The following is a 13,806-nucleotide window of genomic DNA, read 5'->3' as shown; positions in this document are numbered from 1 at the left end:
CACACACGGCCAGCTTCCCTCGGGGGTGCGACCGCTGTATCCGTCCAACAATCTGCTCGCGGGCAAGTGGCAGCCGACAGACTCCGAAGCCATCGTCTCGGACTTCCCCTCCCTGATACGCATTCCGGCGGCCGTGCTCGAGTTCTGAACTAAGGCTCGACAGTACGATGATGGCATGTCGAGTGCGCGGATGAACCGCCCCGATCTCCCCGAGTACATGACATGGGAAGAGCTCGAACAACTTCCAGAGGAGATCGCCGACCAGATCGAGCTATGGGAGGGTCGTGCCGTCTGGTCGCATCGCGAGCCCGCAGAGCACCAGGAGTTCACGAATCTCCTGTGGAGCGGACTGCGTCGTTGCGCTCGCGAAGATGCGACCGGCGGGCCGCGGCGTTGCTGGCATGTCTACGCCCGGACCGACGTATTCCTCTGCCGCACAGGCAAATCCGACTTCGTGACACCTGACTTCCTGGTTCACCGTTGTCTGCCGAAGCCCTACCGGGATGTCCGTGCCCACGACGTTCTGTTGGCCGGAGAAGTCCTCTCACCGTCGAACACGCAGACCGATATGGAAGCCAAAAAGGCCCGCTACGCGCGGGCCGGGATTCCTTGGTACTGGGAAGTCACCCTGGAGCGTGAGAAGAGCGCGATCTCGGTGGTGCACGCGTATGCGCTCGAGACCGCGCACGGCGAACTCCCCGCCGGTGTGCATCCGCTCCACCCGGCCAACTACCTGCTGACCGGCTCGTGGACCCCGAAGGATTCCGACGCGATCACGACGGAGTTCCCGTTCCCTATCCACATCCCCTGGTCCGAACTCGAATTCTGAATCAGCGCAGGGCGATCGAACGCACGAGGGCACGGACTCTCGGAGTCCGTGCCCTCGTGGGGTATTCGTCAGGCGCTCACGAGGAGCGCGAGCTCACCAGGAGCTCTTGTGCACGCCCGGCAGCTCACCGCGGTGCGCCATTTCGCGCAGGCACACGCGGCACAGGCCGAACTTGCGGTAGACAGCGTGCGGGCGGCCGCAGCGCTGGCAGCGGGTGTAGGCGCGCACCGCGAACTTCGGCTTGGCGTTGGCCTTGTTGACCAGTGCTTTCTTAGCCATGGCTCAGTTCTCCTTGAACGGGAAGCCGAGGTGCTTCAGCAGGGCACGGCCTTCTTCGTTGTTGGTCGCCGTGGTGACCACGGTGATGTCCATACCGCGCGGGCGGTCGATCTTGTCCACGTCGATCTCGTGGAACATCGACTGCTCGCTCAGACCGAACGTGTAGTTGCCGTTGCCGTCGAACTGCTTCGGCGACAGGCCGCGGAAGTCGCGGATACGGGGCAGCGCGATGGAGACCAGGCGGTCAAGGAACTCCCACATGCGGTCGCCACGCAGGGTGACCTTCGCGCCGATCGGCATGCCCTCACGCAGCTTGAACTGCGCGATGGACTTGGTCGCCTTGCGGATCTGCGGCTTCTGACCGGTGATCAGGGCCAGGTCCTCGACGGCGCCGTTGATCAGCTTGGCGTCGCGAGCGGCGTCGCCGACACCCATGTTCACGACGACCTTCACCACGCCGGGGATCTGCATCACGTTGGCGTAGTTGAACTCGCTGTTCAGCGCGTCCTTGATCTCGGCGCGGTAGCGCTGCTTGAGGCGCGGCTGGGTCTTCTCAGAGGTGGTCATGTCAGATGTCCTTCCCGTTCTTACGGGAGATCCGGACCCGCTTGCCGTTCTCGTCGGTCCGGTAGCCGACACGGGTCGGCTTGCCGTCGGAGTCGACGACCATCACGTTCGACACGTGGATGGGGGCTTCCTGGGTCACGATGCCGCCCGAGGAGGCGCCGCGCTGGGTGGCGGAGTTCGCGACGTGCTTCTTGATCCGGTTCACGCCCTCGACGAGGACCTTGTTGGTCGCCGGGTAGGCCTGGATGACCTTGCCCTTGGCGCCCTTGTCCTTACCCGAGACGACGAGCACGGTGTCGCCCTTGTGCACCTTCATGTCAGAGCACCTCCGGAGCCAGCGAGACGATCTTCATGAACTTCTTGTCGCGCAGCTCGCGGCCGACCGGGCCGAAGATACGGGTGCCGCGCGGATCGTTGTCCGCCTTGATGAGCACGGCGGCGTTCTCGTCGAACTTGATGTAGGAACCGTCCGGACGACGACGCTCCTTGACGGTGCGCACGACGACGGCCTTCACCACGTCACCACGCTTGACGTTGCCGCCGGGGATGGCGTCCTTCACGGTGGCGACGATGATGTCGCCGATACCGGCATAGCGACGCGACGAACCACCGAGAACGCGGATGCAGAGGATTTCCTTCGCACCCGTGTTGTCGGCGACGCGCAGTCGCGACTCCTGCTGAATCACTTCAGCCTCCTTGACCTGGACGTATACGCACGCCGGATTGCCGACCCGACGGGCATGGTCGTGTTACCACCCGAACGCGCGCCTACCAGCGGTTTCGTACGGTCTGAGCAAGAACTCGAGAGCCGACCACTGGGGGTTCGCGGCCAGGATGCGGGCACAGCTCCCGCAGGCAACCGGTCTAGTGTATGGGAATCCCCAGGTCGTTCCCAAATCGGGGGCGCGGGGCGAGGAATCCGTGCCCGCGACCCGCCGCGCCGGTAGCCTCGGCCGAACGAACGTCGCCATCGATCACAACGTGCGGGCGTGGACCGCATCGGGGAGAGGATTCACGTGACATCAACCGGTCGTCGGGTCCAGCTGGACCGTCGCGCCTTCCTGGTCGCGCTCGGCGTCGCCGCTCCCGCCACGGCGCTGCTGGCGTCCTGCTCGAACGACGGCAACGCGAACACCGTACAGCTGACCGGCGTCGACATGGGCGGCGCCGACCAACTGATCCGTCCGCAGGACGACCTGTACCGGCACGTCAACGGCGCGTGGTTGCGCGACTACCAGCTGCCGCCGGACAAGTCCGAGGTCGGCGCGATCAGCGAGGCGATCGACCGCACCAACGAACAGCTGCGCGCCATCATCGAGGGCATCGAGAACCCGGAGCCCGGTTCCGAGGCTCAGCAGATCCGGGATCTGTACGACGCGCGACTCGACCTGGAGGAGATCGAGCGGCTCGGCATGAGCCCGCTGGCTGACCTGTTCGCGAAGATCGACGGCGCGACCACCAAGGCCGACTTGGCCAAGGTGATGGCCGAACTGCCGATCGGCGGCCTGATCGGCCTCGGCATCAATATCGACCGCAAGAACTCCAACGCCTACATCCCCTCCATCAGCCAGTCCGGCCTCATCCTCGGCGAGCAGTACTACCGCAAGCCGGAGTACGCCACCCAGCTCGCGGGCTACAAGGTCTACCTGGAGAAGATGGCCGCTGGGGCGGGCTTCCCCGATCCGGTGGGACTGGCGCAGCGGGTGCTCGACCTGGAGACGAGGATCGCCGCCGCGCACTGGGACAACGTGCGCGTACGCGACACCGACGCCACCTACAACCTGATGAGCTGGACCGAGATGACGGCTCTGGCACCGCAATTCGACTGGGACCAGTGGATGGCGGGCAACACCGACCGGCCGAGGTCGCTGTTCGACAAGATGGTGGTCGGACAGCCGTCGTTCGTCACCGCGGCCGGTCAGCTGTGGGCCGAGGTGGACATCGCGCAGTGGCGGGAGTACCTGCGCGTGCACGTCACCAACGCATACGCCCGCTTCCTGCCCAAGGCCATCGCCGACGCGCGGTTCGACTTCGTCGGCAAGGTGCTCGGCGGGCTCGAGGAGCGGCCGGAGCTGTGGAAGTCGGCGGTCGGCGTTGTCGACGACAACCTCGGCGAACAGCTCGGGAAGTTGTATGTCGCCGAGCACTTCCCGCCGGAGGCGAAGAAGCGCGCGCAGGAGATGATCGACGACCTGATGGCCGCGTACCGGGACAACTTCACCAATTCGTCCTGGATGTCGCAGCCGACCAGGGAGGCCTCCCTCGCCAAGCTGGCCAAGATCAACACCAAGATCGGCTACCCGGACAAGTGGGTCGACTACTCGGAGCTGAAGATCACCAGGGGCAGGCTGATCGAGTCGCTGCGCGCGGTCAACGCCTTCGAGGTGAAGCGGGCGTTCAACCGGCTCGGCACTCCGGTCGACAAGGAAGAATGGGCGATGTCGCCGCAGACGGTGAACGCCTACTACTCCCCCACCAACAACGAGATCGCCTTCCCCGCAGCGTATTTGCAGCCGCCGTTCTTCGACAAGGACGCGACCACCGCGGTCAACTACGGCGCGGTCGGCGCCACCATCGGCCACGAGATCGGCCACGGTTTCGACGACCAGGGTTCCAAGTACGACGGTGACGGCAACCGCCGCGACTGGTGGACGCCCGAGGATCTGGCCGCGTTCAAGGCGAAGACCGATCAGGTGATCGCGCAGTTCGACGGGCTGGTGCCCGAGGGTCTCGATCCCAAGTACAAGGTGGACGGCAAGCTGACCGTCGGCGAGAACCTGGCCGACCTGCGCGGCCTGCAGATCGCGCTGGCGGCCTACCGGATCGCCGCCGAACGCGAGGGCATCGAGCCCGACTACCGCGAGATGTTCTTCTCGCACGCGCGCACCTGGCGGGAGAAGCAGACCGAGGAGTCCACCATCTCCCGACTGCAGGACACCCACTCCCCCAACGAGTTCCGCTGCAACCAGGTGGTGCGCAATATCGCCGAGTTCTACACGACGTTCGAGGTGAAGGAAGGCGACGAGCTGTTCCTGCCGCCGGAGCAGCGGGTCAGCCTGTAAACGGACAACCGACCGAAGGTGACCGTCACGTGCCCTGGCGCGGTGACGGTCACCTTCGGTCGATCAAGCCGTCGACGAGGGCGCGCAGACCGTCCGCGTAGGTGTCGGCGGCGCTGAGGTCGGCCCACCGCGGGCCGAGTTCGGCTAGACGCGGCAGCGTTTCGGGGTCGAGGTCGGCGAAGACTTGGTCGCGGAAGGTGGGCCGCTCCACGTCGGCGCGCCGAACGGCGTTGCCGCGGATGAGGATTTCGCCCGCGGTGTAGTGCCAGATGGCGCGGTAGGCGTGCGCCGCGCGGTCGAGGGACAGGCCCGCGTCGACGGCGGCGTCGATGATGTTCTCGCTGACCCACAGCGCGGACAGACCGAACAGATCGCCCTCGGTGAGCACCTCGACGATCCACGGCCGCGCGGCTAGCACGTCGTGCATCGCGGTGGCGGCGACCAGGATTCGCTGTTTCGGATCGTCCGGAAGGTCGGGCCAGGTGACCTGGTCGGCGTAGTCATTCAGCAGCACGCGCAGCAGGTCGTCCTTGTCGCGCACGTGGTGGTAGAGCGCCATCGGCGTGCAGCCGAGTTCGGTCGCGAGCCTGCGCATCGTCAGCTTCTCGACGCCCTCCGCGTCGAGCACCTTGTGCGCGGCGGCCACGATTTCCGCACGGGAGATGCGTGGGGGTCGGCCGGTTCGGCGGTCCGAGGGGGCACGCTCGCCGGAGCGCGGACGCTCGCCCGACGGTTCGATATCGCCCGCCTGCCTCCGCCTGCCCGACGGCTCGTTGCCGGTCGCCCGCGCACGCTCACCCGACGACTCGCTTCCGGTCGCCCGCGCACGCTCACCCGACGACTCGCTTCCGGTCGCCCGCACACGCTCACCCGACGACTCGCTTCCGGTCGCCCGCACACGCTCACCCGACGACTCGCTTCCGGTCGCCCGCACACGCTCACCCGAGGGCTCGTTATCGGTCGCCCGCGCACGCTCACCGGACGGCTTGCGTCGGGCTGCGGCGCGCTCACCGGACGGTTCGCGCTGCGAAGGCGAAGGGGGCATGGGTTCCATCTTCGCCGACCGTGGCAGAACTCGGGGCTCGGGTGCGCCGGGGCGACGAAGGCGTCGGCACGGTGCGCCGTTCGCTCACGACATCACGAAGGTGTGGACAGCGACGTGCCGTGCGGTTAGTTTTTATACATGTATAAAAACTCGACTCAGCGGCCGGGCGTGGTGTTGACGGCGGTGGCTGTCGCGCAGTTCATGGTCGCGTTGGACATGGCGGTGGTGAATGTGGCCCTGCCCGCGATCCGGGCCGATCTCGGGTTCGCGCCGCTCGATCTGGCGTGGGTGGTGCACGTCTACGCGCTGACGTTCGGCGGCTTCCTGCTGCTGGGCGGCAAGTCCGCCGATGTGTTCGGGCGGCGCAGGCTCTTCCTCGGCGGGCTCGTCGTCTTCGGAATCGCCTCGCTGGCAGGCGGTTTCGCGCAGGCACCGTGGGAACTGGTCGCGGCGCGGGCGATTCAGGGCGTCGCGGCAGCGGCCGTCGCACCCGCCGCACTCGCGACACTCACCACCACCTTCGCCGAAGGGCCCGCCAGGGTTCGGGCGCTCGGCGTGTGGGGTGCGGTGAACGCGGCGGGCGGCGCGATGGGTGTGCTGGTCGGCGGGCTGCTCACCGAGTACCTGAGCTGGCGCTGGGTGATGTTGATCAACGTGCCGATCGTGGCGGTCGCGGTGGGCGCGGTGCTGGCGAGCGTCGCGGCCGACGCGGCAGGTGGTGCGGCGAAACGCCTGGACATGGTCGGTGCCGTGCTGGCCACCGGCGGTGTCGGTCTGCTGGTGCTCGGCGTGATCGGCACCGAGCGCCACAGCTGGCTCTCGGCGACCACCGGTGTGACGCTGGTGGCAGCGGCGGTGGCGCTCGCCGCTTTCCTCGGCTGGGAGGCACGGGCCGCGGACCCGCTGCTGCGCGTCGGGTTGTTCGCCAACCGCTGGGTGACCGGCGCGAATCTGTTCGTATTCCTCGCCGCGGCAGGGCAATTCGCGTCCTTCTACCTGATGTCGCTGTACCTCCAGCAGGTGCTCGGGATGAGCGCGGGCGTGGCGGGCGCGTCGTTCGTGCCGTTCTCGCTGGCGGTGATCGCGGGCACCGTCACGGCGACCAGGCTCGGGAGGAATCGTTCCCCGCGCGGCGCGCTCATCGCGGGTGGCGCGACCGCGGCGGTCGGCATCGGGTGGTTCGCGCTGATCAGTCCGGACGGCAGTTTCCTCGCCGACGTGCTCGGCCCGTCGCTGATCGGCGGCTTCGGGCTCGGCTTGTGCCTCGCGCCGGTGGCCGCCGCCGCCACGATGGGGGTCGCGGGGACCGAGGCCGGGATGGCCTCCGGCGCGTTCAACAGTGCGCGACAGCTCGGCGGCAGCATCGGCGTCGCCGCGCTGGCGACTCTTGCCGCCACCCACACCGGCGAGCGGGTGGACCCGGTCGGCCTCAACGACGGCTACGCGCTCGCCCTGAGCGTCGCGGCACTCCTGTTCGTCGCGGCGGCGGTCGTCGCCGCCTTCGTGCTACCCGCGGGCCGCGCCACGAACAGCTTGGTGGTGCGCGCCACCCCGGCCGATGCCGCTCGCGCATCGCATGTGAAAAGCGGCATCGAATAGCTCGCTCTCAGAAGAGTTTTCCGCAACGAACCGAGGAAAGGAAACACCATGACACCGATCGACCTCTTCTCCCGCGCCCTCCAGTTCCGCCCCGACGGCAACGTCGGCGTCGGCCCCCGCCGGATGGCCGACGACTCCGGCGGCTGGCAACTGGCCGCCTTCCACGTGGAAACCGATGCCGACGTGCACGCCGACCATTGGGAGATGCACCCGTCCAGCGAGGAAGCCGTCTGCTGCCTCTCCGGTGGATTCCGCCTCTACCTGCGCCCCGAGCATCCGGGCGATCCCGAAACCGTGGTTCCCTTGCGCGCGGGTGCCGTCTTCGTCGTTCCTCGAAACCGTTGGCACCGTATCGAACTCGACGAACCCTCGCGCATCATGTCCATCGGCCTACGTGGCGGAACCCGTCAGGAGCGGGTCACCCCGTGACGCCGACACCCCGCTTCGGCCACTCCTTCGCGAGCCGGAGCAGATCGCGCAGACCCGTGGAGCGGTCGTCGGTCCTGATCAATTCCGCGGCAGCGGTGTGCATGCCGCCGCGCGGGCGTGGCGGCAGGCCGGAAGCCTTCGCCCGGACGGCGTGCGCGATCCGCCTGGCGTAGTCCTCCATGCCCGGATCCGCCGACGGTTCCGGCTCGTACGGCCGCAGGTGCATCAGCGCGTCCTGGATCTCGACCGTCATCCGATACAACCGCGACATCGGCTCGTCGCGATGCGAATCATCGGGCAGCAAAACGATTTCCGGGACGGCCGCGGTGAGATCGCGCCACAGCGGACGCAACCGCCTGCACGCGCGGCCGTCGGGATCGAGCCCGCTGCGCACCAGGACCGCGCTGAGCAGCGGGATCGCGATCAGCGCGGTCACCACAGCCAGCATTACGAAAGTTGCTACAGCCCACGGCAACCCGGGTTCGATGGTTCGCATGCCCGCGATGATGCGGAGAGCCCCGACGGCCGAGGCGAAGCAGCAGTACAGGCCGAAGAAAAGCAATGCGAAGTACGCCCAACGCTCCCGCGTCGTCGGATCCGGCGTGCGCAGTTCCCGTACGCACGCCCTGGCGATCAGCGCTCCGCAACTGATCGCGACGAAGCTTCCCGCCGTCCAGATCACCCTGTTCTGGGCGGCGGGTGTGCCGATCGGCCAGCCGAGCAGGTCGACCAGCGCCGGACCCAACAGGATGACCGCTCCCGTCGCCACGCCGACCCTGTTGTACTGGCGCTGCCTGGATCGCAGCGTCTCGGCGTCCATACCGTCGAGCAGCCTGGCGAACCCGTACGCGTAGGCCAGCGTCATGGCGCCGATGCCGAGGAACAACCGCTCCCCCAGATCGCGCATGCCGAGCATGCTCGCGATCTCGTACAGCACGATCGCCGCCAGGTCCCAGCTCAACGTCGCGTTGATCAACCGGTCGATCAGCAACTCGTTCACCAACAACCATCGCCCCACGACAATCGCGGCGAGAAAGACGGTCACCGCCCCCACGACCGCGAGCGGCACAGTACTCACGCCAGCACCCTACGCCGCCACCGACCAGCAACAACCCCGCCGGTCTGCTATCGAACCAGGTCCGCGAAACCGATCTCCCCGACCACGACGTGCTCCAACTCGAGGAATCCTTCCCGGTGCAGCCGGTGCAGGCGGTACTCCCCCGCGTGCGCGTCCAGACGGAATTCGCGCACCTCTTCGATCTCGTACTTTCGGCACATCGCTATCCAACCTGGGGCGGAGGTGAGATATGGATAGGTTAGGCTTGGCTGACTTATTCTGGTGGCTCGGTAGAGCCGGTCGAGGGAGTTCCTCGATGAAGGAGGGTTCAACGATGAGGTCTGTTCGGGCGTCCCGCGGGTGGGCGCGGGCGGCGGTGGCCGTGTTGGCCGGCGCCATGGCCCTCGGCGTCACCGCGTGTGGATCGTCGGGCGACGCGGCGGGCGGCGACGGCGAGTCGATCACCGTCAGCCACGTCAGGGGCGAGACCACCATCACCGGCGTCCCGGAGAAGATCGTGGTGCTTGGCAACCAGTGGCTCGACACCAGCCTCGCGCTCGGCGTGACGCCCGCCGCCTACATCGACAACGTCGCCGTGCTGGGCAAGGCAGCCCCGCCGTGGCAGCCGAAGATGGCCGAGTCCGCGAAGCCGCTGAACACCACCGGCAACCTGGCCGAACAGGTCGCGGCGCTGGAACCGGACTTGATCTTGGCCGACTCCTTCATCGCCGATCAGAAGAACTACGACGAGTTCTCCAAGGTCGCCCCGACTTTGCCCGGCCTGAGCAAGGAAATCATCACGCCCTGGCAGGATCTGGTGACCACGCTCGGCAAGGTGCTGCACAAGCAGGACGAGGCGACCAAGCTGGTCGCGGGCGTCAACGACAAGATCGCGGGCATCACCACCGCCAACCCGGGCCTGAAGGGCAAGACCTTCGCCAGCACCTGGCTGGCCAGCATGACCCAGCTGATGGTGCTCAACGATCCGAACGACGGATCGGCCAAGGTGTTCGCCCAGCTCGGCCTCGGCATCCCGAAGAACCTCGCCGACCTGCCCGCCAACCAGGGCCGCGTCGCGCTGTCGCCGGAGCGCATCAACGAACTGACCGCCGACCTGCTGCTCGCGGGCTACTCGGCCGGTATGGACGAAAAGTGGCGCCAGCTGCCCGGTTACGCGGAGTTGCCCGCGGTGAAAAAGGACTCGGTCGTCTTCCTGACCACGCAGGAGATCACCGCGGTCAACCAGCCGACCGTGCTGTCCATCCCGTTCATCCTGGACAAGCTGTCGCCCGCGCTGGCCAACGCCGCGAAGTAAGCGAAATCGCGAGAAGTAAGAGGAGTTACCCGGTGTCCGCCGTCACCTATCCCGACCAGACCCGGTTCGCCCTGCGCGACGGCGTCACCTGCGTCACCGTGCCGACGGGCGCGGTGCTACTGAACCCGCCCAACAACCAGAAGCTCACCAACCTCGGCGCGGCCCAGGTGCAGGCGCTGAAGACGCTGAACCAGGGCCCGTCAACGCTCGGTGAGATGGCGGGTAACGGCGGCGGCGCCGATGTCGGCGAGCTGGTCGAGCGGCTGACCGACGGCGGCTGGCTGTCGGTCACGGTGCGCGACGGCGGCCGGGATCTCTACACGATCCGGCCGTTCGCCAACCCGCCCGCCCGGCCGAAGACGGCGCTGCCGTGGTCGGCGACCCTGTCGAAATTCGCGGTGCTGCACCGCGATTCGGAAGGCTTCGTGCTCGAGCATCCGCTGGCCTGGTGCGATCTGCGCATCCACGACCCGCGTCTGCTCGCCCTGCTGGACGGTCCCGGCGCGGCCGATTCCACGCTGCCCGTCGCGATCAAGTCCCAGCTCGCCGACGACCTGCACTGGTGCGGTTTCCTGGTGGCCGATCCGATGGCCGAAGAGCGCGAGTTCACCACCCGCAGCTGGAGCGCGCCGGACCTGTGGTTCCACCGCCGCAGCACGCTCGGCCCGCGCACCATCACCTGGGAGCACTTCGGTCCGACCAAGTGGGGCAAGCCGTCCTTCCCGCAGCCGCCCGCACGCAAGCCGAACTACCCCGGTGAGCCGGTCCAGCTCGCGAAGCCCGACCTGGACAAGCTGCGCATCGCCGACCCCAGCCTCACCGACGTGCTCGAAGACCGGGTCTCCTGCCGCGATTTCGACGACACAGCGCCGATGACGATCGACCAGCTGGCCGAACTGCTCTACCGCACCGCACGCACCCGCTCGGTCCGCCAGGTCGCCGAGGGCGAGGAGCTCACCTCGCGCCCGTACCCGTCGGGCGGCAGCGTGTACGAGCTGGAGCTGTACCCGATCGTGCGCAACGTCGCGGGCCTGGAACCCGGGATGTACCACTACGATTCGTTCGACCACGTGCTGCGTCCCGTGGCTCCCGCCGACTCGCCCGCCGTGCAGAAGCTGATCCGCTCCACCTCGGCCACGCTGGTCGACGGCGGCGAACCGCAGCTGGTGCTGGCGATGGCCGCGCGATCCGGGCGGGTCATGTGGACCTACGAGCAGGTCGCCTACGCCAGCATCCTCAAGCACGTCGGCGTGCTCATGCAGACGGTGTATCTCGCGGCCACCGCGATGGGACTCGGCGCGTGCGCACAGGGCTTCAGCGACACCGCCGCGTTCGTGTCCGCCGCGGGCGTGAACGAGCTGGAGGAATGCAACGTCGGCAGCATCATCGTCGGTTCGCCCGCGCGGGCTCGCTGACCACGCCGGGCCAGGCCCTGGCCAGTTCGAGCAGGTGGCCGAGTTCGGCGGCCAAATCCTGGCCCGCGTAGGGATTCTCCCGCGCCGCCCGTTCCACGGACGGCACGGCCCCGGCCGCCTTGGCGTCGACGGCTTGCGCGATCCGGCGCGCGTAGGCCGCGATGCCGAGCTCACTGGAATCGCTGCCCGGCATGTACATCCGCAGATGTTGGAGCGCGTCCCTGGTCTCGACGACCATGCGATAGAGCCGTGAGTCCGGTTCGGCGCTCTGTCCGGCCGCAGGGCGCAGCACGACTTCCGGGACGGCGGTCGTGAGGTCCCGCCAGAGCGGGTGCAAGGTGCGTAGTTCCCGCCCGGTGCGGTCCAGTCCGCTGCGCGCACCGAAGGCCCGGACCAGCGGAATGGCCGTGAGCATGGCGACGAACAGATAGACAAGACACGAGGTCACGGTCCACCTGGTCGGGTAGGCGACACCATCGAGCACCGACGTCGCGGCGGCGAAAAGTGCTGCGGCGCACCAGTAGGCGGCGGTCACCAGCAGCGCCGAGTAGGCGATCCGCTCCAGACGCGAACGGGTGCGCGGCATTTCGCGTAGACACGCCCGCACGGTGCGCACCCCGGCCGCGGCCATCGGCAGTTGGAAGATCGCGATCCAGAGCAAGGTCCGCCACCACGTCACGGGCGCGGCCAGGCCGTCGCCGAGCAACAGCGGCACCGCACCGCTCACCGCGAGCCCGTCGTAGGCCCACTGCCTGCGGCGCACCGCCGCCGGATCGGCGCCATCGAACAGCTCGGCCAAGCCGTACACACTGGACAAGGCCAACGCGCCGCAGACCAGGAAGACCTTGCTCGGGTAGCCGTCGGCGTCGAGATCGGTGTCGACCAGCGCCGAGAACACGCACACCGCACTGAAACTCAACGCCCGATTGATGAGTTCGTCCGCGCGCGTGTCGTTCACCAGCAGCCAGCGGCCGATGGTGACCGTTGCCTGTATCAGGAACACCGGCACCATCAGCCACATCGGCGCCGCACCGCTCACGCCGGGAGCCCCGTGGTACGGGGCATCGGCGGGACGCCCCTGTCGAGCCGACGCCCGTTCACCGTGCGGACGACCGGACGATATCCGCGCGGAGGACAGGCCATTCGCGGGCCAGCTCGAGCAGCATCCGGAGTTCCCCGGCACGCTGCCCTTCGCCCATACCGGTATCGGAGAACGCCCGCGTCATCGCGGCGGTGTTTCGGGCGGGCGCCCCGTGCTCGTCGGTGGCGTTCGGCGGCGACTCGCGGTCCAGCTTTCTGAGGTGCAGCAGCGCGTCCGAGATCTCGACCATCATGCGGTAACGCCGCGCGATCGAATCCGCCTGCGGGAGTTCGCGATCCAGGACCACGCCCGGCACCGCGGTCGTGAGGTCGAGCCACATCGGACGCAACCGGCGGCAGTCGCGACCGGCCCTGTCCAACCCCAGTCGTTCGAGGACCACGATGACCAGCGGCACGGCCAGGAGTACGGCGTAGAGGAGCAGACAGACGAAAGCCCCGACACCGCCTCCCGCACGCGGCTCGGCGGGCGGCCTGCCCGCGACGATGTCGATCACCGCGACGACGGTCAGTACACCGGAGGTACAGGCGAGCAGCAGCAGACTGGTGTAAGTCAGTCTTTCCCGCACGGTGCCGACGAATCCGCGCAGCTCGCGCAGGCACGCCTTGGCGATCAACACCACGGATATCGCGATCATGACGTCGGATCCAACCCAGAGCACCGCGGACCAATCGACGATCCGATCGATGGACAGCGCGCTGCCGATCGGCGACACCGCGACGAACGCGGCGCTGGATACCGCCACGGCGACCACGTGGTAAGTCCGCAGCCGACGCGGCGCGTTCTCGGTGTCGCCGCTGTCGAGCAGCCGGGCCAGCGCGTAGACGTTGGCCATCGCGAGCAACCCGCTGGTGATGAACATCAGCGGCGCGAAGTCGGCGAACCCCAGCCATACCGCACCGCCGTACGCGAAGACTCCGCCGACGCTCCAGGTCAACGCGCGGTTGAGCAGCCGATCGATCATGCTGTCGCGGAGCAGAACCCACCGTGCGCCGATGATCACGGTCGTGACCACGAGGATCGGAACGAGGATCGAGGTGGAGGTCGAGGTCATCGCCACCGACCGTACAGCCCGGTCCGAGGCGCGCCAACCGGCGATCGCGGGCGCAC

The 13,806-nt window shown here is 67.8% G+C and carries 16 protein-coding genes; 7 read left to right on the top strand and 9 right to left on the bottom strand.

Features of this window, described 5'->3' with window-relative positions:
* Positions 1 to 25 precede the first annotated feature (25 nt).
* Entirely contained in the window at positions 26 to 148 is a 123-nt protein-coding gene (locus CRP45_RS34980; protein WP_281256210.1) for a hypothetical protein, read from the top strand.
* 27 nt (positions 149 to 175) lie between these two features.
* A complete protein-coding gene (locus CRP45_RS22955) occupies positions 176 to 829 on the top strand; it encodes a Uma2 family endonuclease (RefSeq protein ID WP_245910354.1) in 654 nt (217 codons plus the stop codon).
* 93 nt (positions 830 to 922) lie between these two features.
* On the opposite strand, the gene CRP45_RS22950 is transcribed toward CRP45_RS22955, so the two are convergent.
* The 4 genes from CRP45_RS22950 to rplN are packed head-to-tail and all read right to left on the bottom strand — an operon-like array spanning position 923 to position 2,361.
* Positions 923 to 1,108 (bottom strand): type Z 30S ribosomal protein S14, encoded by a 186-nt coding sequence (locus tag CRP45_RS22950; protein ID WP_014981705.1) that lies wholly within the window; start codon positions 1,106 to 1,108, stop codon positions 923 to 925.
* Between the two features lie 3 nt (positions 1,109 to 1,111).
* Complete coding sequence (gene rplE / locus CRP45_RS22945; RefSeq protein ID WP_067785237.1) at positions 1,112 to 1,675, bottom strand: 50S ribosomal protein L5; 564 nt, start codon at positions 1,673 to 1,675, stop codon at positions 1,112 to 1,114.
* 1 nt (position 1,676) lies between these two features.
* On the bottom strand, positions 1,677 to 1,991 hold the full coding sequence (gene rplX / locus CRP45_RS22940; protein ID WP_097246888.1) for a 50S ribosomal protein L24: 315 nt from the start codon (positions 1,989 to 1,991) through the stop codon (positions 1,677 to 1,679).
* A 1-nt stretch (position 1,992) separates the two neighbouring features.
* Positions 1,993 to 2,361 (bottom strand): 50S ribosomal protein L14, encoded by a 369-nt coding sequence (rplN, locus tag CRP45_RS22935; RefSeq protein WP_014981702.1) that lies wholly within the window; start codon positions 2,359 to 2,361, stop codon positions 1,993 to 1,995.
* A 330-nt stretch (positions 2,362 to 2,691) separates the two neighbouring features.
* Between rplN and CRP45_RS22930 the strand changes: the two genes are divergently transcribed.
* Complete coding sequence (locus CRP45_RS22930) at positions 2,692 to 4,737, top strand: M13 family metallopeptidase (protein WP_245910352.1); 2,046 nt, start codon at positions 2,692 to 2,694, stop codon at positions 4,735 to 4,737.
* Positions 4,738 to 4,786: 49 nt separating this feature from the next.
* Here CRP45_RS22930 and CRP45_RS22925 read toward each other — a convergent pair whose 3' ends face one another.
* Complete coding sequence (locus CRP45_RS22925; RefSeq protein ID WP_097247187.1) at positions 4,787 to 5,782, bottom strand: TetR/AcrR family transcriptional regulator; 996 nt, start codon at positions 5,780 to 5,782, stop codon at positions 4,787 to 4,789.
* A gap of 138 nt (positions 5,783 to 5,920) precedes the next feature.
* On the opposite strand from CRP45_RS22925, the gene CRP45_RS22920 reads away from it, so the two are divergent.
* Positions 5,921 to 7,381, top strand: coding sequence for an MFS transporter (locus tag CRP45_RS22920; protein WP_097246887.1), 1,461 nt, complete (start codon positions 5,921 to 5,923; stop codon positions 7,379 to 7,381).
* 48 nt (positions 7,382 to 7,429) lie between these two features.
* A complete protein-coding gene (locus CRP45_RS22915) occupies positions 7,430 to 7,810 on the top strand; it encodes a cupin domain-containing protein (protein WP_097246885.1) in 381 nt (126 codons plus the stop codon).
* On the opposite strand, the gene CRP45_RS22910 is transcribed toward CRP45_RS22915, so the two are convergent.
* Entirely contained in the window at positions 7,800 to 8,888 is a 1,089-nt protein-coding gene (locus CRP45_RS22910) for a DUF6545 domain-containing protein (protein WP_143861524.1), read from the bottom strand. The genes CRP45_RS22915 and CRP45_RS22910 overlap by 11 nt on opposite strands.
* Positions 8,889 to 8,935: 47 nt before the next feature.
* Positions 8,936 to 9,088 carry a hypothetical protein gene (locus CRP45_RS33970; protein ID WP_179830975.1) on the bottom strand — a complete coding sequence of 51 codons (153 nt, stop codon included), beginning with the start codon at positions 9,086 to 9,088 and terminating at the stop codon, positions 8,936 to 8,938.
* Positions 9,089 to 9,201: 113 nt separating this feature from the next.
* Between CRP45_RS33970 and CRP45_RS22905 the strand changes: the two genes are divergently transcribed.
* Positions 9,202 to 10,182: an ABC transporter substrate-binding protein gene (locus CRP45_RS22905; protein ID WP_097246882.1), complete on the top strand. Its 981-nt coding sequence runs from the start codon at positions 9,202 to 9,204 to the stop codon at positions 10,180 to 10,182.
* Between the two features lie 32 nt (positions 10,183 to 10,214).
* Positions 10,215 to 11,597 (top strand): SagB family peptide dehydrogenase, encoded by a 1,383-nt coding sequence (locus CRP45_RS22900; RefSeq protein ID WP_097246881.1) that lies wholly within the window; start codon positions 10,215 to 10,217, stop codon positions 11,595 to 11,597.
* Here CRP45_RS22900 and CRP45_RS22895 read toward each other — a convergent pair.
* On the bottom strand, positions 11,566 to 12,636 hold the full coding sequence (locus CRP45_RS22895) for an MAB_1171c family putative transporter (protein ID WP_097246879.1): 1,071 nt from the start codon (positions 12,634 to 12,636) through the stop codon (positions 11,566 to 11,568). The two genes, CRP45_RS22900 and CRP45_RS22895, sit on opposite strands and share 32 nt — an antisense overlap.
* Positions 12,637 to 12,694: 58 nt before the next feature.
* Entirely contained in the window at positions 12,695 to 13,750 is a 1,056-nt protein-coding gene (locus CRP45_RS22890) for a DUF6545 domain-containing protein (RefSeq protein WP_097246878.1), read from the bottom strand.
* Between the last annotated feature and the right edge of the window lie 56 nt (positions 13,751 to 13,806).

The organism is Nocardia amikacinitolerans (genome assembly GCF_900215415.1).
Taxonomy (GTDB): domain Bacteria; phylum Actinomycetota; class Actinomycetes; order Mycobacteriales; family Mycobacteriaceae; genus Nocardia; species Nocardia amikacinitolerans.
This window is presented reverse-complemented; position numbering and strand designations above follow the sequence as displayed.

What these genes read in the sequence shown, in the direction of transcription:
- CRP45_RS22955 (WP_245910354.1), top strand. Translation starts at nt 176, where the DNA reads ATGTCGAGTGCGCGGATGAACCGCCCCGATCTCCCCGAGTACATGACA.
- CRP45_RS22950 (WP_014981705.1), bottom strand. Translation starts at nt 1,108, where the DNA reads ATGGCTAAGAAAGCACTGGTCAACAAGGCCAACGCCAAGCCGAAGTTC.
- rplE (WP_067785237.1), bottom strand. Translation starts at nt 1,675, where the DNA reads ATGACCACCTCTGAGAAGACCCAGCCGCGCCTCAAGCAGCGCTACCGC.
- rplX (WP_097246888.1), bottom strand. Translation starts at nt 1,991, where the DNA reads ATGAAGGTGCACAAGGGCGACACCGTGCTCGTCGTCTCGGGTAAGGAC.
- CRP45_RS22925 (WP_097247187.1), bottom strand. Translation starts at nt 5,782, where the DNA reads ATGCCCCCTTCGCCTTCGCAGCGCGAACCGTCCGGTGAGCGCGCCGCA.
- CRP45_RS22920 (WP_097246887.1), top strand. Translation starts at nt 5,921, where the DNA reads ATGTATAAAAACTCGACTCAGCGGCCGGGCGTGGTGTTGACGGCGGTG.
- CRP45_RS22915 (WP_097246885.1), top strand. Translation starts at nt 7,430, where the DNA reads ATGACACCGATCGACCTCTTCTCCCGCGCCCTCCAGTTCCGCCCCGAC.
- CRP45_RS33970 (WP_179830975.1), bottom strand. Translation starts at nt 9,088, where the DNA reads ATGTGCCGAAAGTACGAGATCGAAGAGGTGCGCGAATTCCGTCTGGAC.
- CRP45_RS22905 (WP_097246882.1), top strand. Translation starts at nt 9,202, where the DNA reads ATGAGGTCTGTTCGGGCGTCCCGCGGGTGGGCGCGGGCGGCGGTGGCC.
- CRP45_RS22890 (WP_097246878.1), bottom strand. Translation starts at nt 13,750, where the DNA reads ATGACCTCGACCTCCACCTCGATCCTCGTTCCGATCCTCGTGGTCACG.